The organism is Alteromonas sp. 76-1 (assembly GCF_900654235.1).
Taxonomy (GTDB): domain Bacteria; phylum Pseudomonadota; class Gammaproteobacteria; order Enterobacterales; family Alteromonadaceae; genus Alteromonas; species Alteromonas naphthalenivorans.
Genome location: NZ_LR136958.1, coordinates 4302707 through 4327223, shown reverse-complemented (window position 1 = coordinate 4327223; position 24517 = coordinate 4302707). Strand labels below are relative to the sequence as shown.

20 protein-coding genes are annotated in these 24517 nt (G+C 45.0%); 10 read left to right on the top strand and 10 right to left on the bottom strand.

Features of this window, described 5'->3' with window-relative positions; all coding sequences use genetic code 11:
• Positions 1–54: 54 nt before the first annotated feature.
• The 4 genes from rpsL to tuf all read left to right on the top strand — a co-directional run bounded on the left by rpsL (position 55) and on the right by tuf (position 4352).
• Positions 55–429 carry a 30S ribosomal protein S12 gene (gene rpsL / locus ALT761_RS18330; RefSeq protein ID WP_013786326.1) on the top strand — a complete coding sequence of 125 codons (375 nt, stop codon included), beginning with the start codon at positions 55–57 and terminating at the stop codon, positions 427–429.
• 74 nt (positions 430–503) lie between these two features.
• Positions 504–974 carry a 30S ribosomal protein S7 gene (rpsG, locus tag ALT761_RS18325; protein WP_013786325.1) on the top strand — a complete coding sequence of 157 codons (471 nt, stop codon included), beginning with the start codon at positions 504–506 and terminating at the stop codon, positions 972–974.
• Between the two features lie 27 nt (positions 975–1001).
• Positions 1002–3107: an elongation factor G gene (gene fusA, locus ALT761_RS18320; protein ID WP_013786324.1), complete on the top strand. Its 2106-nt coding sequence runs from the start codon at positions 1002–1004 to the stop codon at positions 3105–3107.
• Between the two features lie 63 nt (positions 3108–3170).
• The gene (tuf, locus tag ALT761_RS18315; protein WP_013782545.1) at positions 3171–4352 is read left to right on the top strand and encodes an elongation factor Tu; all 1182 of its coding nucleotides are present in this window, start codon (positions 3171–3173) and stop codon (positions 4350–4352) included.
• Positions 4353–4441: 89 nt separating this feature from the next.
• Here tuf and ALT761_RS18310 read toward each other — a convergent pair whose 3' ends face one another.
• Positions 4442–4696 (bottom strand): hypothetical protein, encoded by a 255-nt coding sequence (locus ALT761_RS18310; RefSeq protein ID WP_129740263.1) that lies wholly within the window; start codon positions 4694–4696, stop codon positions 4442–4444.
• Between the two features lie 177 nt (positions 4697–4873).
• Here ALT761_RS18310 and ALT761_RS18305 point away from each other — a divergent pair, with 177 nt between their 5' ends.
• Together ALT761_RS18305 and ALT761_RS18300 are read left to right on the top strand one after the other, a co-directional pair.
• Positions 4874–6058 carry a hydroxymethylglutaryl-CoA reductase gene (locus ALT761_RS18305; RefSeq protein WP_129740262.1) on the top strand — a complete coding sequence of 395 codons (1185 nt, stop codon included), beginning with the start codon at positions 4874–4876 and terminating at the stop codon, positions 6056–6058.
• Positions 6059–6224: 166 nt separating this feature from the next.
• Positions 6225–7286 carry an alpha/beta hydrolase gene (locus ALT761_RS18300; protein WP_232043493.1) on the top strand — a complete coding sequence of 354 codons (1062 nt, stop codon included), beginning with the start codon at positions 6225–6227 and terminating at the stop codon, positions 7284–7286.
• A 45-nt stretch (positions 7287–7331) separates the two neighbouring features.
• Here ALT761_RS18300 and ALT761_RS18295 read toward each other — a convergent pair whose 3' ends face one another.
• Both ALT761_RS18295 and ALT761_RS18290 read right to left on the bottom strand, forming a co-directional pair.
• Positions 7332–8900 carry a sodium:solute symporter family transporter gene (locus ALT761_RS18295; RefSeq protein WP_129740260.1) on the bottom strand — a complete coding sequence of 523 codons (1569 nt, stop codon included), beginning with the start codon at positions 8898–8900 and terminating at the stop codon, positions 7332–7334.
• 239 nt (positions 8901–9139) lie between these two features.
• Positions 9140–9658 carry a hypothetical protein gene (locus ALT761_RS18290; protein WP_129740259.1) on the bottom strand — a complete coding sequence of 173 codons (519 nt, stop codon included), beginning with the start codon at positions 9656–9658 and terminating at the stop codon, positions 9140–9142.
• A gap of 337 nt (positions 9659–9995) precedes the next feature.
• On the opposite strand from ALT761_RS18290, the gene ALT761_RS18285 reads away from it, so the two are divergent.
• The 3 genes from ALT761_RS18285 to ALT761_RS18275 all read left to right on the top strand — a co-directional run bounded on the left by ALT761_RS18285 (position 9996) and on the right by ALT761_RS18275 (position 14463).
• Positions 9996–11684: a carbon starvation CstA family protein gene (locus ALT761_RS18285; RefSeq protein ID WP_129740258.1), complete on the top strand. Its 1689-nt coding sequence runs from the start codon at positions 9996–9998 to the stop codon at positions 11682–11684.
• A gap of 314 nt (positions 11685–11998) precedes the next feature.
• Entirely contained in the window at positions 11999–13201 is a 1203-nt protein-coding gene (locus ALT761_RS18280; protein WP_129740257.1) for an SO_0444 family Cu/Zn efflux transporter, read from the top strand.
• Between the two features lie 158 nt (positions 13202–13359).
• Positions 13360–14463 (top strand): CNNM domain-containing protein, encoded by a 1104-nt coding sequence (locus ALT761_RS18275; RefSeq protein ID WP_129740256.1) that lies wholly within the window; start codon positions 13360–13362, stop codon positions 14461–14463.
• Between the two features lie 6 nt (positions 14464–14469).
• On the opposite strand, the gene ALT761_RS18270 is transcribed toward ALT761_RS18275, so the two are convergent.
• The 7 genes from ALT761_RS18270 to ALT761_RS18240 form a co-directional block, all read right to left on the bottom strand.
• Positions 14470–15690: a hypothetical protein gene (locus ALT761_RS18270; protein WP_129740255.1), complete on the bottom strand. Its 1221-nt coding sequence runs from the start codon at positions 15688–15690 to the stop codon at positions 14470–14472.
• Positions 15690–16433, bottom strand: coding sequence for a methylamine utilization protein (locus ALT761_RS18265; protein ID WP_129740254.1), 744 nt, complete (start codon positions 16431–16433; stop codon positions 15690–15692). Before ALT761_RS18265 ends, ALT761_RS18270 begins: the two co-directional genes overlap by 1 nt.
• A 202-nt stretch (positions 16434–16635) precedes the next feature.
• Entirely contained in the window at positions 16636–17316 is a 681-nt protein-coding gene (locus ALT761_RS18260) for a Fe2+-dependent dioxygenase (RefSeq protein WP_013786313.1), read from the bottom strand.
• Between the two features lie 25 nt (positions 17317–17341).
• Positions 17342–19636, bottom strand: a complete 2295-nt coding sequence (locus ALT761_RS18255) for a TonB-dependent receptor (RefSeq protein ID WP_129740253.1) — start codon at positions 19634–19636, stop codon at positions 17342–17344.
• A gap of 193 nt (positions 19637–19829) precedes the next feature.
• Entirely contained in the window at positions 19830–22079 is a 2250-nt protein-coding gene (pdsS, locus tag ALT761_RS18250; RefSeq protein WP_129740252.1) for a proteobacterial dedicated sortase system histidine kinase, read from the bottom strand.
• Positions 22080–22091: 12 nt separating this feature from the next.
• Positions 22092–22781 (bottom strand): proteobacterial dedicated sortase system response regulator, encoded by a 690-nt coding sequence (gene pdsR, locus ALT761_RS18245; RefSeq protein ID WP_129740251.1) that lies wholly within the window; start codon positions 22779–22781, stop codon positions 22092–22094.
• A 339-nt stretch (positions 22782–23120) separates the two neighbouring features.
• A complete protein-coding gene (locus tag ALT761_RS18240) occupies positions 23121–23342 on the bottom strand; it encodes a hypothetical protein (protein ID WP_129740250.1) in 222 nt (73 codons plus the stop codon).
• 253 nt (positions 23343–23595) lie between these two features.
• Between ALT761_RS18240 and ALT761_RS18235 the strand changes: the two genes are divergently transcribed.
• Positions 23596–24516: an ABC transporter ATP-binding protein gene (locus tag ALT761_RS18235; RefSeq protein WP_129740249.1), complete on the top strand. Its 921-nt coding sequence runs from the start codon at positions 23596–23598 to the stop codon at positions 24514–24516.
• Position 24517 lies beyond the last annotated feature (1 nt).

The window sequence follows — 24517 nt, the reverse complement described above, 5'->3', positions numbered from 1 at the left end:
ATGGACCCAATCAGAGTGATTGGGTTTTTGTAGTTTTTAATCAGGAGCTAGTTAATGGCAACAGTTAACCAGTTAGTCCGCAAGCCGCGCAAAAAGCCCGTTGAAAAAAGCAACGTAGCTGCATTGCAAGCTTGTCCTCAAAGACGCGGTGTATGTACTCGTGTATATACTACTACGCCTAAGAAACCAAACTCTGCACTACGTAAAGTATGTCGTGTACGTCTAACTAACGGTTTTGAAGTTTCTTCATACATCGGTGGTGAAGGTCACAACTTACAAGAGCACAGTGTAGTACTTATCCGTGGTGGTCGTGTTAAAGATCTACCAGGTGTTCGTTATCACACAGTTCGCGGTACATTAGACTGCGCAGGTGTAAACGATCGTAAGCAAGCCCGTTCTAAGTACGGTGCGAAGAAGCCTAAGTCTTAACGGTTCTCCGTTAGTAAGGCCAAACTGAAGTTTAAGAGTTTTGGGTAATTCCTGAATTCATACGGAGAATAGAAATGCCAAGAAGAAGAGTCGTAGGTCAACGTAAAATCCTACCAGAGCCAAAATTTAGCTCACAACTGCTTGCAAAATTCATGAATGTCGTAATGCTTGACGGCAAGAAGTCAGTCGCTGAAAAAATCGTTTACGGTGCGCTCGATATTGTTGCTGAAAAAACCAGCAAAGCTCACCTAGATGTATTCGAAGAAGCACTTGATAACATCCGTCCTACTGTAGAGGTTAAATCTCGTCGTGTAGGTGGTTCAACTTATCAAGTACCAGTAGAAGTTCGTCCAGTTCGTCGTAATGCCCTAGGTATGCGTTGGTTGGTAGATGCTGCTCGTAAACGTGGCGAGAAGTCAATGGCTCAACGCCTGGCTGCTGAAATGATTGATGCATCAGAAAACAAAGGTTCTGCGGTTAAGAAACGTGAAGACGTTCACCGTATGGCCGAAGCAAACAAAGCGTTTGCTCATTACCGTTGGTAATAAACGTAATATAACTGAGAGAGATGTATGCCTCGTAAGACCTCGATTGAGCGTTACCGCAATATTGGTATTGTGGCTCATGTGGACGCGGGTAAAACCACGACCACAGAGAGAGTCCTGTTTTATACAGGGTTGTCTCATAAAATCGGTGAAGTGCATGATGGTGCTGCAACCATGGACTGGATGGAACAAGAGCAGGAGCGTGGTATTACTATCACGTCTGCTGCAACCACTTGTTTCTGGTCAGGCATGGAAAAGCAGTTCGATCAGCATCGTATAAACATTATAGACACGCCAGGACACGTGGACTTTACCATTGAGGTAGAACGTTCATTACGGGTACTGGACGGGGCTGTAGTGGTTTTTTGCGGGTCTTCTGGGGTTGAACCTCAATCAGAGACAGTCTGGCGACAGGCTGACAAATATGAGGTGCCACGTCTCGTGTTCATCAATAAGATGGACCGAGCTGGCGCCGATTTTGAGCGTGTTGTGGGTCAAATCCGTAAACGCTTAGGCGCAAACTGTGTTCCTATTCAATTGAACATGGGCGCTGAAGAAGAGTTCCATGGCGTAATCGATCTTATTAAGATGAAAGCCATAAACTGGAATGCCGAAGACATGGGTATGACGTTTACCTATGAAGATATTCCAGCGCAATATTTAGACAACGCACAAAAGTATCGTACAGAGATGATTGAAGCTGCTGCTGAAGCCTCTGACGAGCTTATGGATAAGTATTTAGAAGGCGAAGAGCTAACTGAAGCTGAAATCCGACTTGGTTTACGTACCCGTACACTGAACAACGAAATTGTTCTTGCCACCTGTGGCAGTGCCTTCAAAAACAAAGGTGTTCAGGCAGTACTAGACGCGGTAGTAGAATACTTACCGTCACCAAGTGAAGTAAAAGCTATTACGGGTGTTTTAGACGACAAAAATGAAACTGAAGCTGAGCGTCATGCAGACGACAGCGAGCCGTTCTCGGCCCTTGCATTTAAAATCGCTACCGACCCATTCGTAGGAACGCTAACTTTCTTCCGTTGTTACTCTGGCGTTGTTAATACTGGTGATACGGTTTACAACCCAGTGAAAGGTAAACGCGAGCGTTTTGGGCGTATTGTTCAAATGCACGCTAAAGACCGTGAAGAAATTAAAGAAGTTCGTGCTGGCGATATTGCCGCAGCCATTGGTCTTAAAGATGTGACCACAGGTGATACGCTTTGCGATCCGAATAATGTCATTACACTTGAGCGTATGGAATTTCCTGATCCAGTAATTTCTATCGCTGTTGAGCCACGCTCTCAGGCTGACCAAGAGAAGATGGGACTCGCGCTAGGTAAACTAGCTGCTGAAGACCCATCATTTAAGGTTAAGACTGATGAAGAGTCTGGCCAAACGATTATCTCTGGTATGGGTGAGCTTCACCTTGATATCATTGTTGATCGTATGAAACGCGAATTTAAGGTTGAATGTAACGTAGGTAAACCTCAGGTTGCTTATCGTGAGACCATTCGTAAGAAAGTTGAAGTTGAAGGTAAATTCGTACGTCAGTCTGGCGGCCGTGGCCAATTTGGTCATGTGTGGCTTCGTATTGAGCCACAAGCAGAAGAAGGCGCAGGCTACGAATTTGTTAATGACATCACCGGTGGTGTGGTACCAAAAGAGTTCATACCAGCGGTTGATAAAGGAATTCAGGAGCAGTTGCAAAGTGGTGTTGTAGCAGGGTATCCGGTACTAGATGTAAAGGTTACTTTGTTCGACGGTTCGTACCATGATGTTGACTCTTCTGAAATGGCGTTTAAGATCGCCGGCTCTATGGGTTTCAAAAAAGGCGCCGCAGAAGCAAATCCGGTGTTGCTTGAACCCATGATGAAAGTTGAAGTAACTACTCCAGAAGACTGGATGGGTGATGTGGTTGGTGACCTAAATCGTCGTCGCGGCATGATCGAAGGTATGGAAGAAGGCGTAGCAGGTATTAAAATAGTACGTGCTAAGGTGCCGCTTTCAGAAATGTTCGGGTATGCTACTGACTTGCGTTCACAAACGCAGGGTCGCGCATCATACTCTATGGAGTTCTTCAATTATTCTGAGGCGCCGAAAAATGTGGCGCAGGCTATTATTGAATCTAGAATTTAATCTAAATGAAGGTTCGGTCCGGTCCCGTATTGGGTCGGACTTTTAACTTAGGAAACGAGAAAAATGGCAAAAGAAAAGTTTGAACGTACGAAACCCCATGTAAACGTGGGTACAATCGGCCACGTTGACCACGGAAAAACTACCCTTACTGCAGCTATCACTACTGTTCTTTCAAAGACATACGGTGGTTCAGCTCAGGCTTTCGATCAAATCGATAACGCGCCTGAAGAAAAAGCTCGTGGTATCACCATCTCTACTTCACACGTAGAGTATGACACTCCTACTCGTCACTACGCTCACGTAGACTGCCCAGGACACGCTGATTACGTTAAAAACATGATCACCGGTGCTGCTCAGATGGACGGCGCGATCCTAGTAGTAGCTGCGACTGATGGCCCTATGCCTCAGACTCGTGAGCACATCCTACTTGGTCGTCAGGTTGGCGTTCCTTACATCATCGTATTCATGAACAAATGTGACATGGTTGATGATGAAGAGCTTCTAGAGCTAGTAGAAATGGAAGTTCGTGAACTTCTTAGCGAATATGAATTCCCAGGCGATGACCTTCCAGTTATCCAAGGTTCTGCACTTAAAGCCCTTGAAGGCGATGCAGAATGGGAAAAGAAAATCATCGAACTTGGTGAAGCTCTTGATTCATACATCCCAGAGCCAGAGCGTGCTATCGATAAGCCGTTCATTCTTCCAATCGAAGACGTATTCTCAATCTCAGGCCGTGGTACAGTAGTAACGGGTCGTGTAGAGCAAGGTATTGTTAAAGTTGGTGAAGAAGTAGAAATCGTTGGTATCAAAGATACGACTAAGACGACTTGTACTGGTGTTGAAATGTTCCGTAAACTTCTTGACGAAGGTCGCGCTGGTGAGAACGTTGGTGTTCTTCTACGTGGTACTAAGCGTGAAGACGTTGAACGTGGCCAAGTACTAGCTAAGCCTGGTTCAATCAACCCACACACTAAATTCGAAGCTGAAGTATACGTACTAAGCAAAGACGAAGGTGGACGTCATACTCCATTCTTCAAAGGCTATCGTCCACAGTTCTACTTCCGTACAACTGACGTAACTGGTGCTGTAGAGCTTCCAGAAGGCGTAGAGATGGTAATGCCTGGTGACAACCTTAAGTTCGTAGTAGAACTTATTGCACCAATCGCGATGGACGAAGGTTTACGCTTCGCTATCCGTGAAGGTGGCCGTACTGTAGGTGCTGGTGTTGTAGCTAAGATTCTTTAATCTAAGCAAACCAAAGCATAAAAGAAAGGCGCTCATTTGAGCGCCTTTTTTGTGTCTTGCGTTTATGTTTGGACAGGGAGTAGCCCCCATCAGAAACCCGGCGTAAACCCATCCATGGGGCCTCTGCCACAGCATCCATGCTGTGGAAGGTTTCTGATGGGGGCTACTCCCTCTCTTGTAAACGCCAGCATGTACTGTTGGAATAGTAAGAGATAACCCACCCATGGAGCCTTCGTTTCCAGCAACCATTCTGCTGAGGGCTTCATATCGGCTTCTACTGGCGCTTCTGTCAACACAGCAGGCTGTTGTTGGTAGGGTAGAGGTCGCGGCGTAAACCCATCCATGGAGCCTCCGCAGCAGCATCCATGCTGTGGAGGGTTTCAGATGGGGGCTACTCTTTCTTGCAAACGCCAAGCAAATACTATTGAAGAAAACTATATGCAAAGATACATAGATGTAATTTGCTTATAAGTACAAAACGTTCTCATACTTAGTTAATATTTTGTTAACAAGTAAGTGATATGGCTAAGATCCCACGAAGCAAATTCAATGACCAGAGCTCCAACGATTATACCGCTGAAATGGCGGCAACACGTCGGGAGTTTGTGAAAGATAAAACTGGCGCTGAAATGAATCATGTAGGTACCTTCTCAATTAAGCCAGATACTTTGCCGGGCAATATAGAACACTTCACCGGTGTCGCCCAAGTGCCTATTGGGTTAGCAGGCCCGCTGGTCATTAAGGGTGTAGATGCTCAAGGGGAGTTTTATGTTCCAATGGCAACTACCGAAGGGACGCTAGTTGCCAGTTACAACCGGGGTATGCGGCTAACTGCTGAATCGGGTGGCGTTAAAACTACGGTTATTGATGATGCCATGCAGCGGGCGCCGGTATTTGTATTTGAGGATGCGCGCGCGGCACTAGCATTCGGAAAATGGGTCACTGACAACTTCGAACTAATTAAAGCCAAAGCAGAAGAAACGACTTCGGTAGGTAAGCTGCGTGATATCGAGCAGTATGCCGTATCTAAAATGCGTTGGTTACGTTTTAACTTTACCTGTGGCGATGCGGCAGGGCAGAACATGGTTAGCAAGGCCACGCGACATGCTTGCCAATGGATGCAAGCGCAACAAATAGCTGGGCTTGAACACTTTGCCCTATCGGGTAATTTAGATACCGACAAAAAACACTCCTTTGTGAATTCGCTACATACCCGAGGTAAGCGTGTGGTGGCCGAGACCACTATCCCTGCTGATTTAATGAAATCATTAATGCATTGCTCACCGGATGCCTTATTCAAGCAGCGCCAGTTGTCTAACATGGGGGCATTTGTGGCAGGCAGCGTGAGTAATGGAGCTCAATTTGCCAATGGCATTACTGCACTGTTTATAGCCTGCGGCCAAGATGTCGCAAATGTAGCCGAATCATCAGCAGGGTATACCTACAGTGAAATTACCCCGAATGGCGATTATTATTTTTCTATTACCATCCCTTCACTCGTCGTAGCATCTTATGGCGGTGGTACTGGGTTAGCTACGCAGCGAGAGTGCTTAGAAACGCTAGGGTGTTATGGTAACGGCGGCGTGAATAAGTTAGCCGAAATTATTGCTGCTACCGTGTTGTGCGGCGAGCTATCGCTAGGTGCGGCGGTGGTGACAGATGAGTGGGTATCCAGTCATGATGAATATGGTCGCAATCGCCCATAGCTTTTTACGTGCAAACTATTCGCGTAACTTGAATAATAGTGATTATTGTTGAAAAGTATCAGTATACGGGTGTGGTTATCGGTTATAACAACCCTGATAATATAAAAGCGTTTGACGCATGCACCTACTTACCTTTTACTTCGCGTTTTTCATTTTGGTGGTATCAATGACCTTTTCGACTTCTACATCTGGGGCTTCTACCCACAACACTGATACGGCCAAATTGTCTTATGAATCTTCGTTAACCGTGCCAGCTAAAACGGTTCCTCTGCCAAGTGCTGCAAGCGAGGAACTTAAAAGCGCGATTTCTCAATACCCCATGCCGTCAGTTGATGAAGTCGTTAACAACACGCCTCAATCTATAGAGCAGTGGCGTGAATTGATCCAAATAAGAAATGCAGATCAGAAAAAGAAAATCAAAAAAATGCGCAAGCAGTTTGATGTTGATGTGTCTTTGGAAAAAATTAACGGCGTACCGGTCAGGCGACTTACGCCAAAGACAATTGCACCTGAATTTAAAGACAAGGTGTTTATTGACGCACACGGGGGCGCTTACGTGTTTTTTTCTGGGTTGCCTAGCATAGAAGAAAGCTTATTAATCGCCTACAGAGTGGGTATTACAGTGATTAGTATCGATTATAGAATGCCACCTCATGCTCCATTTCCAGCTGCACTTAACGATGTCGTGTCGGTTTATAGCAGCTTGGCTACAGAACTTGGCGCACAGAACCTATTGATAGGTGGTACGTCTGCAGGAGCAGGCTTAGTGCTTGCTGCCGTGCAAACGCTTATTGCAGATAAACAACCATTGCCTTCAGCGGTGTATGCGGGCACCCCTTGGGCAGATTTGACGAAAACCGGCGATACCCTTTATACCAATGAAGGAGCTGATCGTATTTTGGTGACATACCAAGGATTTTTGGAAGCAGCGGCTAATCTATATGCTGGAAACGAAAGGTTAACCCATCCCTCTATTTCCCCGCTTTATGGAAACTTTGATGGCTTCCCGCCTACGTTTTTAATATCAGGCACGCGAGATATGTTTCTAAGCGATACGGTTCGAGTAAATCGTAAGTTACGTGATGCGAAAGTTCGAACACAATTGGAAGTTTTCGAAGGGTTATCCCATGCCGATTACGTTGTCGCTTATGAAACCCCAGAGTCTCTCGCTGTATACCAAGAGCTTAAGCAGTTTCTACTTAGTGTGTGTACTAAAAATTGCAACTAACCGCCGATGACGACCGTTGGCAATATAAATAATCGACATTGCTTGTCATTGAATAAGCATCACAGGTAAGGCGATACATATACCAATAAGCACAACACACCAAGTAATTAGGGCCGCCATATTGGTTTTGGTGAGTACATCTTGGCGGGTTCTGATAAAGGGTTGTTTAAACTTTTTGTGACTAAGCCAGTACACTCCAAGAGAAACACTAAGCGCGGTCAAAAAGCCAGTCACGTTCCACCAAAACCAAAAAACATCTGGCTGAGCGAGCCACAAATAAATATTTACCAATACACCCGCAATAAGCCCAGTATTTACCTGCTTTGCCAAAAGGTGTTTTGTACACACGCCTAAGAAAAATGTAGCCAAAATAGGACCAAAGCAGACTGAGCCAATCTTGTTGATGGCCTCTATAATAGTAGGGGCTATATCATCTACCACAAAGGACAAACCCAATGTAAGCAAGCCCCAAAACATGCCAGTGTACTTAGCAACTTGAAGGGTACTTTCTGGTGACAATGTTTTGCCTACAACCTGACAATAATCTTCAACAGATACCGCCGCTAAGCTATTAATTGCTGAACTTAAAGAGGACATGGCTGCGGCTAAAATAGCCACCAACAATAACCCTAGAATGCCGTTTGGAAGGTAATTAACAATGAAGATAGGCATCAGCCAATCGGGTTGATCCTCAGGAATTTGAGCAAGAAATTCTGGGGTCGTCAGTGCTAATGTGCCAATGATTAACCCTGCAAAGCAGTAAATTAACGTGATAGGGAAACGTAAGAAGCTGGCAGCCATGATAATTTTCTTCAAATCGGCTAGGCTCTTGGCCGACAGCGAACGCTGGGCTTCTGATTGGTCGCAGCCGTAATACGAAGCGTATAACACGATGCCACCAAAAATCATGGGCAGCAGGCCGAAGCCTTCACCATCAAAACCGTAAGATGATGCGTTTAGTGTAGAGAGTCGTTCGGGCTGAACCTGCTCAAGAAAGCTTGTCCAACCGCCTATGTGGTATAGCCCAAAGCCTAAACACACCAATGCCCCTGCGACTATTAATACCATTTGCACAGCGTCACCATACACAACTGCTTTCATGCCACCTTGTAAGGAATAAATGAGGGTTATAACCCCAATTAACAACACGCTCTGCCAGAACGCTAAGCCCATCGTACTTTGCAAGATAATCGAAATAGCATAAATCATAATAGCGGTGGCAAAAGAGCGACTTATTTGAAACACCACGCTAATGAGTACCCGAGAAGAGCGGCCAAAGCGTTGCTCTAAAAAGTCATAAACACTGACCACGCCAGAACGATACAAAGTCGGTAAGATAAAATAGAGTAGGGCTAGCATGGCAAGGGGAAGGGCAAGCTCGTATGACAACCAAATAAGGCCACCATCTTCTCTTAACCCCACAAAAGCAGGGGCCGAAATAAAGCTAACTGCAGATAGCTGCGTGGCCATAATAGAAAGGGATAGCGGTTTCCAGCCCAGCTGTCGATTAGCAAGAAAGTAATCTTTTTTACTCACTTGTTTTCGAAACACAAACCCCATGATTAATAAACCCATGAGGTAGATAGCCACTACCGTGAAATCGATGAAATTCATAGACGCTCACTGTGCATATGCGCTGCTGCATTTGCAGTGCGTTGTAACTCGAGTAAAGCTGAAGCGAGCGCACCTATTACAAGCGTGCTTTCGGTGAAAAGGAGGCTGTACTGGCGCGGCATAAATCTTTCCCTGATAGTGAGCGTACGAGTTCGTTACTATTCAGATACGTTACCACAGGGTTCAAGCATGTGCTAAAAAGTGTTCGAACCACACCACGGCGGTTCGAACACGTAAAGTTATGAGCCGAACATCACCACAAGTACAGCCACTACTGCACCTAATCCCGCTATTTTAAGCCCGTTTTTATACATAGGCAGCTTAGGCATAAACATCAAAAATGCAGAGATGACGAAAAACAAAAGCGCAACGCCGAAGCTAATGTTCAACCAAAATAATGGGCTGTTATTCGTCGCCTTGTGAAGCTTAACCATTTTTGCCAGCACAAGAGGGTAGTCTTTACGGGTAATAGTAGCGACACCGTCTGCCTTGTCATAGGTACCCATATTTAACACAACTTGGGTGTCATTCTCTTCAACCACCTTTAAACCTTTCACCTTAATTTTTGATGCTACCTGTTTTCCGCTTAAGTCTAGAGACAACTGACGGACTTCAGTTTTATCGAATTTCAGGAAATCGGTGGGGCGAAAAATGAGTAACACGCCACTGATAGCATAAATTGCCATTATGCCTGCTAAGAAAAAGCCTAACCATCGGTGATACTTACGGACGGCCATATGAAATTTTGGTGATGCCATAACTACTTATTAATAGATTTATTGATAGATGAGCCTTTATAAACGAGACTGAGACGTATTTGAAGGGTGAAAGTAAGATTAAAACTACATTTATCAGTTATTTTTGTTTTGCCTGCTATTTTTGTTGTAAATGATTGGTAAAAGCCATAAAGCTAGCATGGTACGAGCAGTGTAAAAAAGCTGCTACCACAATAGACTTTGGTCTAATATGGCGACGTGAAAAAGTAAATAATGTTTTAATGTTTAGATAAGCGTTTTTTAACGACAGAAAAGCGTTGTAGATGCGTTCAAAATAGAAATTGAATAATGCAGTGCAACATCGACACAGGACAATAATATGCAGTCAATAGCCATAGTATTACTCGGGATCGTGGGCATGCTCCTCGGGTGGTTCGTTTATTCGAAATTTATTGCCACGAAAATATTCAAACTAGACGATAACTTCACCACGCCTGCTCATGAGTTACAGGATGGTAAAGATTTTGTACCTACTAATAAAGTGGTGCTCTGGGGGCATCATTTTACATCAGTAGCAGGGGCTGCACCAATTGTAGGGCCAGCTATCGCCGTGTACTGGGGCTGGGTACCCGCCGTACTCTGGGTTATCTTCGGCACCATATTGTTTGCAGGTGTGCATGATATGGGGGCCTTGTGGGCCAGTGCGCGTCACAAAGGTAAATCGATGGGAGCCTTGTCTGAAAGTGTAATAGGCAAGCGTTCTCGTTCATTGTTTATGATTGTTATCTTTCTAGTACTGTTAATGGTTAACGCCGTTTTTGGCGTGGTGATAGCAAACTCGTTTGTCTCTCAGCCTAATGCGGTTTTCCCAGCCTGGACAGCCATTGCCGTAGCGCTTGTTATTGGCCAGCTATTAAAACGTAACTTTGGTTTAATTCCTCTTTGCCTTGTGGGTATCGTGGTGCTTTATGCCTCGGTTTATGCCGGTAGCTATATCCCGATTAGCTTGCCTGAAACCATGTTCGGTTTAGCTGACAAAGCGAACTGGATCGTTATCTTGTTTATTTACGCTGCTATTGCGTCTTTATTGCCCGTGTGGATGCTGCTTCAACCACGAGACTTTATTAATGGAATGCAGCTATTGGTTGGCCTATTTTTACTTTATGGTGCGGTCTTCTTTGCTATGCCCGACATTACAGCGCCAGCCTTCAATACACAGACGGCCATGGACTCTCCCAGCTTAATTCCCTTATTGTTCGTGACTATAGCCTGCGGCGCAGTGTCAGGCTTTCACGGTATTGTGGCCTCAGGTACCAGCTCTAAGCAGTTAGACAAGGAAACTGATGTACGCTTCGTGGGTTATTTAGGGGCGATTGGTGAAGGTTCTTTGGCGTTGATTACCATTGTTGCGGTTAGTGGTGTGGCGTTTGCAGCCTCTCCAGAAGAGTGGCATGAGGTCTACAGTCACTTAGGTGCAGGTAGCGTAGGTGCCTTTATTAGTGGCGGCGCGGCGCTTATCCATCAAGGGTGGGGGCTGCCTGAAGCTTTCTCATCAACCATACTGGCGGTAATGGTCGTGTTGTTCGCGGGCACAACTATGGATTCTGGTGTTCGCCTTCAGCGCTACATTATTCAAGAGTGGGGCGATATTTATAAATTGTCAGCACTTAAAAATGGGGTAGTAGCCACCTTCTTAGCGGTTGCTTGTTGCTTACTGCTTGCCTTTGGTGCGGGTGGTTCTTCAGGTAGTGGCGGTATGATCATCTGGCCGCTGTTTGGCTCTACAAACCAAATACTGGCTAGTCTTACCTTGTTGGTTATTTCAGTCATGCTGATTAAGATGGGAAGACCAGCCCGTTACACATTAATACCCATGGTATTCGTTTTGGTCATGGCTTTCTTTGCTGGGCTAATAAAACTTAAAGAATATTATCTTGCGGAAAATTACCTATTAGTTTTCCTAGATGCTGTGGTGCTAGTGGTGTCTGTGTTGGTGATGCTCGAAGCATGGTCTGTTGTGGCTAAACTTCGTAGCGGACATCAAGACGAAGTGGGCGAGAAGGAATAGCAACAACGGTAAAAATAGTAGCTAGCCGCTATCACAACATTGTTGAGTGCTAGTTTTATATAAAGCCGACGTAGAGCGTTATTCTCTGCGTCGGCTTTTTTGTAGGCAATCGGGTTATTCGATGAGGTGGATTACTTCTCGTTCATTCACGGTAGGCGCGTAAATTTGCTATCATACGTATTCGCCTGATTTGGTAGATTTGCAGCCAAGTAAATTGACACATTAAGCTGGAAGTCGGAAGTCGGATAGCAAGTCGGCAAAGTAAATCAGCAAGTGAAAAATATAAATGTTCAACGCGGTTCGTTTGGAGTGGTATGACTGACCTAATGCTATTAGTGCAAAATTTTATCAGCCTATTTATGGAGTCTGCTCCGTGGCTGTTACTTGGCCTGCTGGTGGCGGGTATTATGCACGAATTGGTGCCGGTTAGCTTTTTAGAGCGCCACATGGGAAGCAGCTCAACAGCCTCCATCACGAAAGCCGCGGTAATAGGTGCTCCATTGCCTTTGTGCTCTTGCGGTGTTATTCCCGCTGCGATAGGGCTGCGTAGAAGTGGCGCCTCTAAACCATCGACAATTTCATTTTTAGTTTCTACGCCTGAAACTGGGGTAGACAGTGTTTCTGTTTCTTACGCATTACTAGGCCCCCTGTACGCCATCGTCAGGCCAATAGCCGCTATTGCTAGCGCAATCTATGCTGGTCTTATGGTGAGATGGTTTGATGGCGCTAAGTCTCATAAAGGCTCTCATCAGCACCCTCATAAACACTCGGACAATGTATCTTGCTGTTCAAGTGAGACGCCTGCAGACACAGAACACGTAGATGCTGCATCGCTGGATAAAGCGCAAACGAGTTGTTGCGCTAGTGAAAAGCCAACCACAAGTTGTTGCGACGACACGCCCGCTACATCTGAGCCAGTAAAACAAAGTAACAAACTTACCCAAGTGCTTCGTTATGCCTCGGGTAAGTTGCTAGAAGATATTGTGGTATGGCTACTTGTGGGCTTAGCCTTAGCCGCGGCCATTAAAACTTGGGTGCCAACGGACTTTCTCACTCAGTGGGGCGATGGGGTTATTGCTATGTTAGTCATGGCCGTCATTGGTATTCCTATGTATATTTGTGCCACGGCATCTACGCCGCTTGCAGTGGGGTTCTTAGCTGCCGGATTGTCACCTGGTGCGGTGTTGGTATTTCTCATGGCTGGGCCGGCTACTAATGTTTCTACCATGGGCATGATTAAGCAAGAAATGGGTTTTAGAACCCTTTGTTTATATTTGTTTAGCGTTATCTCTGCCAGTGTTGGGTTTGGCTATTTGCTTAATTATGCGGTGTCAGCATGGTCGTTAGAGGGTCTAATTCACATGGAAAGCCAACTACATAGTCATGGTGCTAATATTCAAGCGCTCTATGCTGCGTGCGCCATTTTACTTGCTGCACTAATGGCTCGATTAGGCGTTAAAAAAGTTAGCGCTAGGTTGGCACACCGTGAAGAAAATCATCAAGACTGTTGCGGTTAACGTAAACGGAAAAATGAATAGGTAATTCAGTATATGGATATCTGTTTTTACGAGTAAATTGCACGGTATTCGTATTTAATTCACCTGCGCCCTTGTAAGTCCAGTTAAGGCTTGCATAATGGTCGTTTGCTTCATACTCCGATTATCGGAAAGGACTCATGTTTTTACTCATCGTTTATGTATTGATTGCCTTGGGCTTCTCTTTTTTATGCTCAATTGCTGAAGCAGTCATATTAAGTGTGTCCTCAGCCTACATCTCTGTTTTAGAAAAAGAGAATCGGCCTAGCGGTATCTTGCTGCGAAAGCAAACCGATAATATCAATACTCCGCTATCGGCAATTTTAACGCTAAATACCATTGCGCATACCATGGGTGCTGCTGGTGCGGGTGCACAGGCTGCTAGTGTGTTTGGCGAAGCATATTTAGGTGTGATTTCAGCGGTATTAACGCTGCTTATCTTGGTTTTTTCTGAAATAATTCCTAAAACCGTCGGTGCAACCTATTGGCGTGGATTAGCGCCCGTGACAGCTTATTTCCTAAAGTATCTCATTGTTATTCTTAAACCCTTTGTGGTGATGTCTGAATTACTTACCCGTGGGTTTAAAGATGACAGCCCGCTTCGCGGGTTGAGTCGCGGTGAGCTTCACGCCATGGCCGAGCTATCAGGTCAAGAAGGGCAGTTGGCTAACCACGAGGCAGTATTCTTACAAAGCTTGCTAAGTTTGCACGAATTAAAAGTAAAAGATGCCATAACACACCGCACTGTATTGTTTTCGGTAGCAGAGTCGATGACCGTCGAGGTGTTTTTCCATAAGCACGCGCATATAGAGTATTCACGAATTCCGGTTTATGAAGACAAAGATTCGGAAAACATCACCGGTTATGTCATGCGTTCAGATTTGCTTGTGGCGCAAGCTCGCGGGAATACCGATAAACCATTGTCAGAATATGCTAAAGACATGGTGACCATATTAGGCTCTATGCCACTGTCGATAACCTTCGACCATTTTATCGATAAACATGTTCATATGCTTTTAGTGGTAGATGAGTATGGCGGGTTGGAAGGGGTGATTACTCTTGAAGATTTGCTAGAGCGCTTGCTAGGCGTAGATATTATTGATGAGAAAGATACAACGGTAAGTATGCGCAGATTGGCGAAAATGATGACGCGCCGCAAAGAGCGAATGATGGTCAAAAACGTGCCCGATGAGTCGCTCGATAAGTCGCACGATAAGTCTAAATCTAATGGTAATGCTGATTAGTGCTGTTCAGTCGATGCGGTAGGTAACGGCAAGCTGAAGCAGGTTTTCGTGGAAGGCTTCACTAGATACCGATGTAGCGTTTAAAAATCGTAGATTTTCTTGGCGGCCTCGATTCACTTGCCACTCGGCTGATAATGCTATTTTCGAGCTCATTGCATAAGTGTAATTAACGGTAATGGCTTCCCCTCTGCTACTGTTGGGGTCATCTATGGTGCTGTCGTTATCTATCACTTGATACCAATCTAAACGTGTAGAAAGTTGATGTGCTTCATGGGTGTACGTTGCAGCAATGTAGGCCGCGTAGAAGTCGTTATTCACAATGTTTTCCCCCATCAAAGTGTCACCTATCAGCCCTTGCCCGAAAAAGGTTACATTGCGGTTACGCATATGACGAAGGGTAAATGCGTGAAATCGCGTGCGCCATGCATATATTCTGTCAGGGTCGAAAATGAGTGGGTTGGCGCGATTGTCGTAATAATAATAACGTAGCTCTGAACGGCGCTTATGGGCTAAATGCGCCCCCACGTAATAACCTGTTTTCGTATCAATTTCACGAAAGGGGTCTGTCCATGCTGGAGCGCCGATCCCCTCTTCAGATACCACGCCAGGAATAGGAGTGAATTTTACTCTATCATTGTTCAGCGATTGCCTGTCGTGCAGCGCAAAGCCGCGCCATGATAACAAGGTACCTGTGGTGTCGTTACCCTTAAATAAGCTCCCTATTACTTTCCATGACCAGTCCCGTCTAACTTGCCTTCCGTTTTGTCTTAAGCTTGCCTCTACACCAAACGTTCTAAGCTCTTCGCCAATCCAGCTGTTAATGGCTGAATTAGATAAAAAGTGCGGTGACAGCCACCCCATGTCGGTGTTTTCGGCAGAAATTGCAGGGTAGAAAAAACCAAGCTTAACCTCTGGTTTAATGGTGGATGCAGTGAGTGGTCGATATTGAGTATAAAGTTGGTTAACCCCGACTTTTTGTTCTCCATCGCTATATCCATTGGCCACAGCATGAAGCTGCCAATCATCGCTTATCACTTTATTATACGCTAACACCGCTTGAGATAACGCGACTGCATTATTTTCAAAGCGCTGGTGGGAGGCGCCATTTATTTGAAATGTGTCAGCATTATCTGCTGAAAGAATGCTACCTCTAAGCAACAACCTTGTATCTGAAACAGCGTGAAAACTAATAAAGCAAAAAACAACTAAAATACAACGGATCAGCATTAATAATCACCGAAGCCATCATCAAAATCATCATCGCTTGCTATCACTTTCGATAACGTTAGCGTGAAGTTTTTATCACTGGTTAACTCAACTTCAGTTTCAATAAAGGGTTGTTCGTTTGGCGCGTTAGGGTGCCAAAACTCAACACTGTATTTACCAGCGGGAAGTGAGATGTCAGCATTTCCGTCATCTGCGGTTTTTATAAAATAAGGGCTATCGGCAATAACGATGTAACCTAGCATCCAATCGTGAATGTTGCAGCCAATATCCACAATTCCAGCTTGCTCGAAGAACAATGGTTCGGCAGTAAATTCTTTGTAGAGCTTTAGCTCAAACTGCTTGGTGGGTGAAAAAGAATAAACATGATGAAATACATTGTCTGCATTCGGGAAGATGACTTCTGTGTTCTTTTGCACTACCAAAACATGTGGCTCAAACTGCTTATTGATTTGTTTCATCGCAGCTGGTTGTAATGATTCAGATTCTTGGGGGGCTAAGACAGAAATATCAAACAATGGCTTGAAAACAACAACGCCGTCTTTAACCGGTGACTGTTCGGCGTCTAATAGGGTTATTGATGCGGTTACATTATCTGCAAGGGCATTAAATGGCGCCAGCATTGCAATAAAAGCTCCAGAAGCAAGAGCGGCTAGCACAGCAAGCTTATTGACGTTTTGCGCCACGCGCTTAAACCAGCAAATGTTAGGTGTAAAAAAGCACGTACCACACATTAGTTCATTCATCTAAGAGTAACCCTATCTTTTGCTAAAAGCCGTTTTTCAGTCATACAGAGACCGGAGGTAAAGCTGGTTTATTTCACAGTATTCTAAGCGTCTCATGCCAATGAGCTGGGAAAACGTTTAACAATATACTGCTGGTAACAGCAACACAGTCAAAACATACTTACAAGAATAACCTTGCGCGACGGGTAAGGTTTTGTCCAGTTTAAACGATAGAGAATTTTCTAATGAGGTTGTGGTATACGTGATGAAGTTTATCGAGTTCTTCTCTGTTGGCTTTACCGCCTTGCACCAAAGACTGAATGCTTTGGTCTAGCTCATATAAGCTTTCACGAATGGTTTGGTCGCTAATCATGCTTTGCATCCACGTAATAGCAGCAATTCTCTCGCCGCGAGTTACCGGAGTAACTTTATGTAAGCTTGAGGAAGGGTAGAGTACTGCGCTACCTAGGTTACCTTTAACTTTCTGCTCGCCGAACCCCGTCTGAATAACCAACTCTCCGCCTTCGTAATCGCTTGGGCTAGATAGAAACACCGTCATCGACATATCGCTACGCAAAACATCGGGGGTATTGGGAATGCGCATGATTGCCGCATCTACATGATAGCCGTAGGTTTGTGATTCACTGTAACGATTGAAACAAGGAGGGAAAATGCGCTGAGGTAGCGCAGCAGAGACTACTTGCGGGTGGTTGCCGAGGCTTGCCAACAAGTTGTTGGCAAGGGCTTGAACCGTAGCGTGCTGCGCGTCAGCTTGACCATTATTTTTAACCCCTGCTGCCATGCCCATTGCGGTTGCTTTTCCATCGTTAAATGGTACATCGGCTAAAGCAGCCCGATATTGCTCTACTTGGTCGGCGTCTAGTAGGTTATCAATAATGATCATTTTTTGTGTTTCTCTTTAAACTAACTTAGAACTCGTAGTTTACCGTACCGGTTACGTTACGGCCGTCACCAATGTACATGAAGGCACCAGAGCGATAAGCTGCAGTCCAGTATTCTTCATCAAACAAGTTGCCGATATTAACACGGAACGTTAGTTTTTCAGATGCGTAGTAGTTCGCAAACAAGTTAAATACTTGATAGTCAGGAACGACAATTGAGTATTCACCCGTATCGGCATTGTAACCTGCCGCAGTGTCAGGTTGGCCACCAAACATTTCAGACTTGTACGTATAGTCACCACCAAAAGCGAACTTTTCATTGGGTTGATAACGCAGTTGTAAGTAGAAGCTTTCGTCAGCAAAGTTACTTAATGCAAGACCAATGTTAGATTCTGTGAATGAGTCTAGTACTTCTGAGTCCATGAAGGCGGCAGAGGCTTGAACACTAAACTTCTCAGTAATATCACCGCTAACACCAAATTCAACACCTTCAACTCGGTTTTCACCCGTGTTTAATGTACCAATAGTTGAGTAGTCATCTTCACCGATACTTTCATGTACATCGCTTTTCGTGATACGGAAAATTGATGCATTTGCCATCAACTTCTCATCAAATAGCATCCATTTTGTGCCAATTTCGATGTTTTCAACATGCTCTGGATCAGCTTGCGCAGCTTGTTCAGGCGTACCACATAGTCCACCGTAACCACAGTTTGCACCAAGGTCAGACTCGCCGCCATTAATGTTTGTTGCTGTGCTGTAAGAGGCGTAAACATTCCCATGTTCAGTAATGTCATATACTAAACCTAAGTGTCCGTTAAACAACTCATCAGAAAACTCATAAAGGTCGCTACTTGTTTGGTTGCTATAGTCGTAGCTATCCATACGTAGGCCAAAGAACACGTCTAACTTATCGGTTAACGCAAAGGTATCCATGGCGTAAATGGCATAGGTTTCAATATCGAAAAGGGCATCTTCATCACCACGTTCAATGGTTCTGTCCATTAATGAGCCGATGTTATCGATAAGGTTTCCATCACCATCAAGGATACAATAGCTTTGTGATACGCCACGACGACCACCAATTGCACAGTTAGTATTTAAGTTTTCAATATCAAAAACACCGTTATCAACCGATTCATCGCTGTACTCAAAACCAAATACTAAACGGTGATCTAAGCCTGCAAATGACGTGTCCCAGAAAAGGTTAAATTGAGTCGTGAAGTAATCTACTTCTTGCCAGCCTTGGTGCGTGCTAAGTCGAAGTGTATCTACACCTGGTGCTGTTTCATCAGAATCATCACGGGTTGTTGCACTCATCCCGGTCGTTACGTATTCGTTTTCAGTGTTACCTGCACGAGTCGCGTTATAAAAACGAACATTGTCGCTAATTTCGTATTCGGTACGGAAGGTAAAAGTGGTGACTTCTGAGTTTTGGAAGTCGTCATCTTGTGCATAAACAGGAATATCTTCTAACGGATAACCCGCATCACGGTCGTAGTAGCTCCCTAAGTCAGGTTTATCTTCTGCATTAAGGTAATAAACATCACCAATGAAAGACAATCTGTCGTTAGGGTTTAGTACGTAAGAAAGCTGAACACCATCACGTCCACGTTCAATGCCTTCGCGACCTGGCTTGTCTTCTTGAGACGTGAGTGCATTAACACGAATTGCACTGTTTTCCGTTAAGGTCTTATTCAAATCTACCGTTAAGCGCGTGTGCTCATCGGTACCAATGGCGGCATCAACACGACCAAAGTTATAGCTAGTAGAGGCTTTTTTCGTAATGCTGTTTACCGCACCGCCTGATGAGCCGCGGCCCGCAAATGTTGAACTTGGGCCTTTAGTAATTTCAACACGCTCGGTGGCGAAACTTTCACGAGTAGTCATACCTGGGTCACGCAAGCCATCAACAAAAACATCGCTGCGTGCTTCGTGGCCACGTATTACATAGCGATCACCAAAAGCATTACCATTCTCACCTGTACCAAGAGTTACACCGGCTTGCGCAGCAAGAATATCTTTAAGGTCAGTTTTACCACTTTCTTGAATTTGGTCTTGTGTAAGAACACTAATGGTTTGTGGTGTATCAACAAGGTCGGCTAAACGACGAGGATCGCCAGACTTGTCATAGCGATAGATAGATTGCTGAACACCATGGATGCGAATTAGCTCAATTTCGTCTTGTTGCGCTTTACATTCCGCTTCTGTTTTATCTTTACAGATTTCAGTTTCTTGTGTTTGTGCAAAAGCAGCACCGTGTCCGAAAGCTAAGGCCGCAGCAATGGTTTGTGCGCCCATCGTTAACGTTTTATTTTTCATTGTGTGTGTTTTCCCTGTGTGTGTTTAGGCATCGAAGTGTATTCAAGTAGTAAATGAATGTAAATACTAATGAGAATAATTCTCATGCGTTATTTATTTAGAGGGTTTTTAGAAAAACTTAAAGGGCTGCGTAAAAGGGGATATCACACCAAAGGGAAGGTGGTTTTCAAACCACCTCAAATAGCGTAGCGCATCAGATCTTTGGGAAGTTAACGGAAACAATCACTCCGCGTTTGTCATCTCGATTGGCCAGGGTGAGCGTACCTTGATGAAAAGCGACAATAATGTCAGCGATATAGAGCCCCAAACCTAGATGCGGTGAACCTGCTGATTGCGCCTCAGACTCAGGGCGAACCGATACCATCGATTGTACGAGTTGTTTTTTCATGCCTTCGGGCAATAGGGGCCCAGGGTTGCTCACAGTGAGGATAATTCTTTTGTCTTTGGTATAAACGGCTACATCTATGATGTCGTCGGGTTGACTAAAATCGACCGCGTTAGAAATAATTTTATCAAACATTTGCGCGATAAGGTCGGGGGCGCCCTTTAGCATCGCTGTGTCTTGTGAACAAGATAGTGAAAACTGCCTGTCTGTATAAGCATGTTGATACCCACCCACGCAGCCTTTAATTACGTCAATCATATTGAACGTTGTCACATCTTCCTGCGCAATGGCTTGTTCTAATCGTGTGGCTTCACTCATGGCATTCAAAATAGAACTTAACCGGCTTATACCGGATTGGGCACGTTGAACGAAAACATCTTGTTGCGTATTCGCCTGAGCGCTAACCTGAGATAACGCATCAAGGGATGATTTCACTACGGCTATTGGGGTTCTAAGTTCATGGGAAAGCCGAGAAGCCATGTTCTCTAAATAGGAGTTATATTGCTGTAGTCGCAATAAAACATCAGAAAACGCTCGCGACAGATCGCCAATTTCATCACCCTCTTTGGCAATAGGCAGTTTGCCTACAATTTTACCGTTAGCATCAATAATTGCCTCGGTGTTGTCTCGAAGCCGCCTGATACGATTGGATATTCTGCTAGCGAAAAGCAATAAACCTAGCGTGCCCAGTAACATTACTGCCAAAATAACGTGGAATAGCTGCTCTAAGGCCCGGTTTCTTAATGTGCGTATACCGTTAGTGGTTTGCTCCACCACCACTGCGCCCATTACCGCGCCCTCAATAAAGATAGGGTAAGCAGCAGACACTACCACGGCTTTGTTATCTGGCGTTAAGCGCCATAATGAATCCGGTTGACCATTAAGGGCTAAGCCAATGTCTCGGCCCGCCAACGCATAAGCATCCTCTAGTTCATCCACAAAATCGGCCGGTGGCTTAGTGAGAATATGGTAATACAAGGGCAGTAGCCAATGGGTTTCTACCCAGCGCCATACCGGGTTTTCGCTTGCTTCTCTTTTGGCAGTATTTAGCCCTGAGGCCGTTTGTATATCGCCTGCTCGCGCCAATACCCGCTTGTGATTATCTATCACCCATACGCGTGAGTCGGCATATTTTAGCCCTGCTAATATGCGCTCAATTTCAGGTGACGGGGTTACCACCGTACCTAGTTCATCAATGTTGTTGGTGTTAGCGGTGCCAATGGCGTAGCGTTTTTGCCTAGTTAGAGGGTCGTCCACATCGACAATGGCGAAGGCGAGTGCGCCAGAGGTCATGGAAAGGGGAAAGCGAAGTTCAATATTGTAGCCAGTAGCGGTTTCTTGCCAGCGACCTTGAATACTTAACGCATTTTCCACCGCGCGATTTGTTGTGCCAGACTCAGCTAATTTAAACGCATTTACCCAGCCACTTTCGTAAGGGGCTACTACGTATCGTGCTAAGTGACCTGCTGGGGTTTGCATACCAATAAGTAAATGGTCACCCCGCTCCACACTTAAACTATTTGCCTGTCGCCACAACAAGGCGTCGTCGGTGACGTTAAACATGGCATACAGAAACTGATCATATCGGCCTACCATATGCTCGAAAGAGAGGCTAATCGCTTTATCTGTGCTAGCGGTGCCCTCGTTTTCGCTAGCGGCGTCCTTATCTTCGCTGGCGGCGCCCTGGTTTTCGTCGTTAGTGTGAAGGTTAGTAAAGCGCTCAACAATTTCATTAGCGCCATAGTGGGTAAGCAAGTCGTCAACTTGTTGCCAATCGTTTAGTTCACCATCAAGTTGGATAGGATAAGGAATGGGCGGGGCGTATAAATCAGTGCCCGGGCGTACGTCTTTTAAATAGGCCGACTCACTGTCGAATAAGGCAGGGCGCTCATGTAGCGCTGTTGCTACCGCCCTGGCCGTACCTATCATGGTTTGTTCTTGACCTGTGCGAAGGTATTGCTCTAGCTCCCATACGTAATTATAGCCAAGGTAGGGAATGGCAAAGAAGAACAGCGACAACACAAGCAGCTGTAAGCGTATGGAGAACCTTAATCGCATGCTAGCAATACCCTACAATTGCCATCGATATCCCATACCGTAAACGGTATCTATGTGGTCGAATTGCGGGTCTAATTGAATGAATTTTTTGCGCATACGTTTTATATGTGAAGTAATGGTGGTGTCGTCTACCACCATGCGCGACTCATCCATTAGTTGTTGTCTGCTTTTAACGTGGCCTGGATGTTTAATCAGCGCGTGTAGCATCCAAAACTCTGTCACTGTCAGGGCGACAGGTTCGCCGCTCCAACTTACTGTCATACGAGAGGCATCCACTTTTAATTCGCCTATACGAAGTTCGTCTTTTTGCTCGACAGGGGCCGACATTAAATCGCTTCGTCTGAAAAGCGCGGCGATACGAGCAAGTAGGTGTGCCATGCTGATATCTTTAGTTAAGTAATCGTCAGCACCCATGCGAAGCCCGCTAATGGTATCTACGTCGTTGTCTCTGGCGGTAAAAAAGATTATAGGCAAGGTGGGCGACAAACCTCGCAGTTGCTGACATAGCAAAAAACCGCCCTCCATTTCTTCTTTTAGACCAATATCAATGATGGCTAAATCTGGCAATGCTTCGTTAAACGCCTGAGTAGCCGAGGGGCGATCTTCAAATGCATTAACTTTGTAGCCTTGTGCCCTTAGGGCAACAAGGTAGTTTTCTCTTATAGCGGCATCATCTTCTACTAGCGCAATTGTTTTAGGCATGGGATCTACTCTCAATCATTCTTGGCACTACTATACCTTGGCAAAAGCGCGCGTGCCTGAGTTCGACGCAAATTCCATAAAGTCGCCCGCTTTTCGCCATATTTGCCATTAAACAAAATAGCTTTTCCATTATTGTGCCCTGATATTGCCTTGTCTGCTTGGTTAACTATACCTGTGCTTGGGAAGACAGATTAACTCAAGTATCACTCACTTTGGTACGCCAACCCCTTGCACTGTGCCTAACCCCCAATTAGGTACAGTGCTTTTTTATACCTTCCACTGTCGGTTACATCTTCTTTATCTATTTCACTTCTTATTTTTGCTTGGCCGCGAAAGTCCTTAGCTCTCCGAATAGTCTGTAAAACAGTCAGTAAAAGACAGAGCAGAAATATTCAATATCGATAAAAGAATGTATTGGGCTTCAATGAACAAATCGACAAAAACAGTAAAATAATCGGCAAGCTCAGGAGAGTGGCAGGCAGACAGGATAATAAGTGTGACATAATTACCCCCTTTTATATTTCGTCTTTGAATTAGTGATAGCATGAGTGGAATGGGCATTGAATACCCTTATTGCAGGAAGGGTTGAATTACTAGCATTTGCCAGCACTATGCTTAAAACACGCGTACGGTAGGTATACCGTCATATTATTACTGTTGTCGGTGTATTATGGCAGATGGTAGCTACTTCAACTTGCGGCAAACTGATTTAATAAATTATTCGATTTACAGGGTCCTCGAATTAAAGGGCTCTCGATTTACAAAGCACTCCATTTACGGAGGCATCAAATTACGAGCAACTTACGGGTAGCACATGAAAGCGTTGGATATATCAGGCTTAACCAAAACGTATAAAGGTGGCGTACAGGCACTTAAAGGCGTAGATCTCACTGTCGATAAAGGGGACTTTTTCGCTTTACTTGGGCCGAATGGCGCGGGTAAATCTACCACTATCGGTATTATCAGTTCTTTGGTTAATCAAACCGATGGCAAGGTATCGGTTTTTGGTTACGACCTTCATACCCAAAAAGAGCAAGCCAAAGCATGTATTGGCCTAGTGCCACAGGAATTCAACTTCAATCAGTTCGAAACCGTGATGCAAATTGTGCTCAACCAAGCGGGTTATTATGGCGTGCCCCGAAGTATTGCGAAAGAACGGGCACAGAAGTATTTGGCTCAGCTCGATTTATGGGAAAAACGCGATGCCAGAGCTCGCGAATTATCAGGTGGCATGAAACGTAGACTAATGATTGCTCGCGCCCTTATGCACGAGCCTCGTTTATTAATACTTGATGAGCCAACCGCTGGTGTCGATATAGAAATCCGTCGTTCAATGTGGGGCTTCTTAGAAGAGATTAACCGCCAAGGTATTACCATTATCTTAACGACACACTACCTAGAAGAAGCAGAAATGCTGTGCCGCAATATTGCCATTATTAACAAAGGCACCATTGTGGAAAACACCAGCATGAAGGCTTTATTGTCGAAGTTGAACACAGAAACCTTCGTGCTGGACATTAACCTTGGTCAGCAAAAGCCGCTTTTGACAGGTTACGAAAGCCGTTTACTCGACGACCATACTTTGGAAGTCGATGTGGAAAAGGCAGAAGGGTTAAACCCTGTTTTTGCTCAGTTGACCGAGCAAGGGGTACAAGTACTGAGTATGCGTAATAAATCAAACCGATTAGAAGAGCTGTTTGTGCGTTTGGTTGAAACGGCAAAGGCAGAGGGTTGAA

What these genes read in the sequence shown, in the direction of transcription:
- ALT761_RS18240 (WP_129740250.1), bottom strand. Translation starts at nt 23,342, where the DNA reads ATGCCCATTCCACTCATGCTATCACTAATTCAAAGACGAAATATAAAA.
- ALT761_RS18305 (WP_129740262.1), top strand. Translation starts at nt 4,874, where the DNA reads ATGGCTAAGATCCCACGAAGCAAATTCAATGACCAGAGCTCCAACGAT.
- pdsR (WP_129740251.1), bottom strand. Translation starts at nt 22,781, where the DNA reads ATGCCTAAAACAATTGCGCTAGTAGAAGATGATGCCGCTATAAGAGAA.
- ALT761_RS18235 (WP_129740249.1), top strand. Translation starts at nt 23,596, where the DNA reads ATGAAAGCGTTGGATATATCAGGCTTAACCAAAACGTATAAAGGTGGC.
- ALT761_RS18290 (WP_129740259.1), bottom strand. Translation starts at nt 9,658, where the DNA reads ATGGCATCACCAAAATTTCATATGGCCGTCCGTAAGTATCACCGATGG.
- ALT761_RS18285 (WP_129740258.1), top strand. Translation starts at nt 9,996, where the DNA reads ATGCAGTCAATAGCCATAGTATTACTCGGGATCGTGGGCATGCTCCTC.
- fusA (WP_013786324.1), top strand. Translation starts at nt 1,002, where the DNA reads ATGCCTCGTAAGACCTCGATTGAGCGTTACCGCAATATTGGTATTGTG.
- ALT761_RS18300 (WP_232043493.1), top strand. Translation starts at nt 6,225, where the DNA reads ATGACCTTTTCGACTTCTACATCTGGGGCTTCTACCCACAACACTGAT.
- ALT761_RS18265 (WP_129740254.1), bottom strand. Translation starts at nt 16,433, where the DNA reads ATGAATGAACTAATGTGTGGTACGTGCTTTTTTACACCTAACATTTGC.
- rpsL (WP_013786326.1), top strand. Translation starts at nt 55, where the DNA reads ATGGCAACAGTTAACCAGTTAGTCCGCAAGCCGCGCAAAAAGCCCGTT.
- pdsS (WP_129740252.1), bottom strand. Translation starts at nt 22,079, where the DNA reads ATGCGATTAAGGTTCTCCATACGCTTACAGCTGCTTGTGTTGTCGCTG.
- ALT761_RS18310 (WP_129740263.1), bottom strand. Translation starts at nt 4,696, where the DNA reads ATGGATGGGTTTACGCCGCGACCTCTACCCTACCAACAACAGCCTGCT.
- rpsG (WP_013786325.1), top strand. Translation starts at nt 504, where the DNA reads ATGCCAAGAAGAAGAGTCGTAGGTCAACGTAAAATCCTACCAGAGCCA.
- ALT761_RS18275 (WP_129740256.1), top strand. Translation starts at nt 13,360, where the DNA reads ATGTTTTTACTCATCGTTTATGTATTGATTGCCTTGGGCTTCTCTTTT.
- ALT761_RS18255 (WP_129740253.1), bottom strand. Translation starts at nt 19,636, where the DNA reads ATGAAAAATAAAACGTTAACGATGGGCGCACAAACCATTGCTGCGGCC.
- ALT761_RS18295 (WP_129740260.1), bottom strand. Translation starts at nt 8,900, where the DNA reads ATGAATTTCATCGATTTCACGGTAGTGGCTATCTACCTCATGGGTTTA.
- ALT761_RS18280 (WP_129740257.1), top strand. Translation starts at nt 11,999, where the DNA reads ATGACTGACCTAATGCTATTAGTGCAAAATTTTATCAGCCTATTTATG.
- ALT761_RS18260 (WP_013786313.1), bottom strand. Translation starts at nt 17,316, where the DNA reads ATGATCATTATTGATAACCTACTAGACGCCGACCAAGTAGAGCAATAT.
- tuf (WP_013782545.1), top strand. Translation starts at nt 3,171, where the DNA reads ATGGCAAAAGAAAAGTTTGAACGTACGAAACCCCATGTAAACGTGGGT.
- ALT761_RS18270 (WP_129740255.1), bottom strand. Translation starts at nt 15,690, where the DNA reads ATGCTGATCCGTTGTATTTTAGTTGTTTTTTGCTTTATTAGTTTTCAC.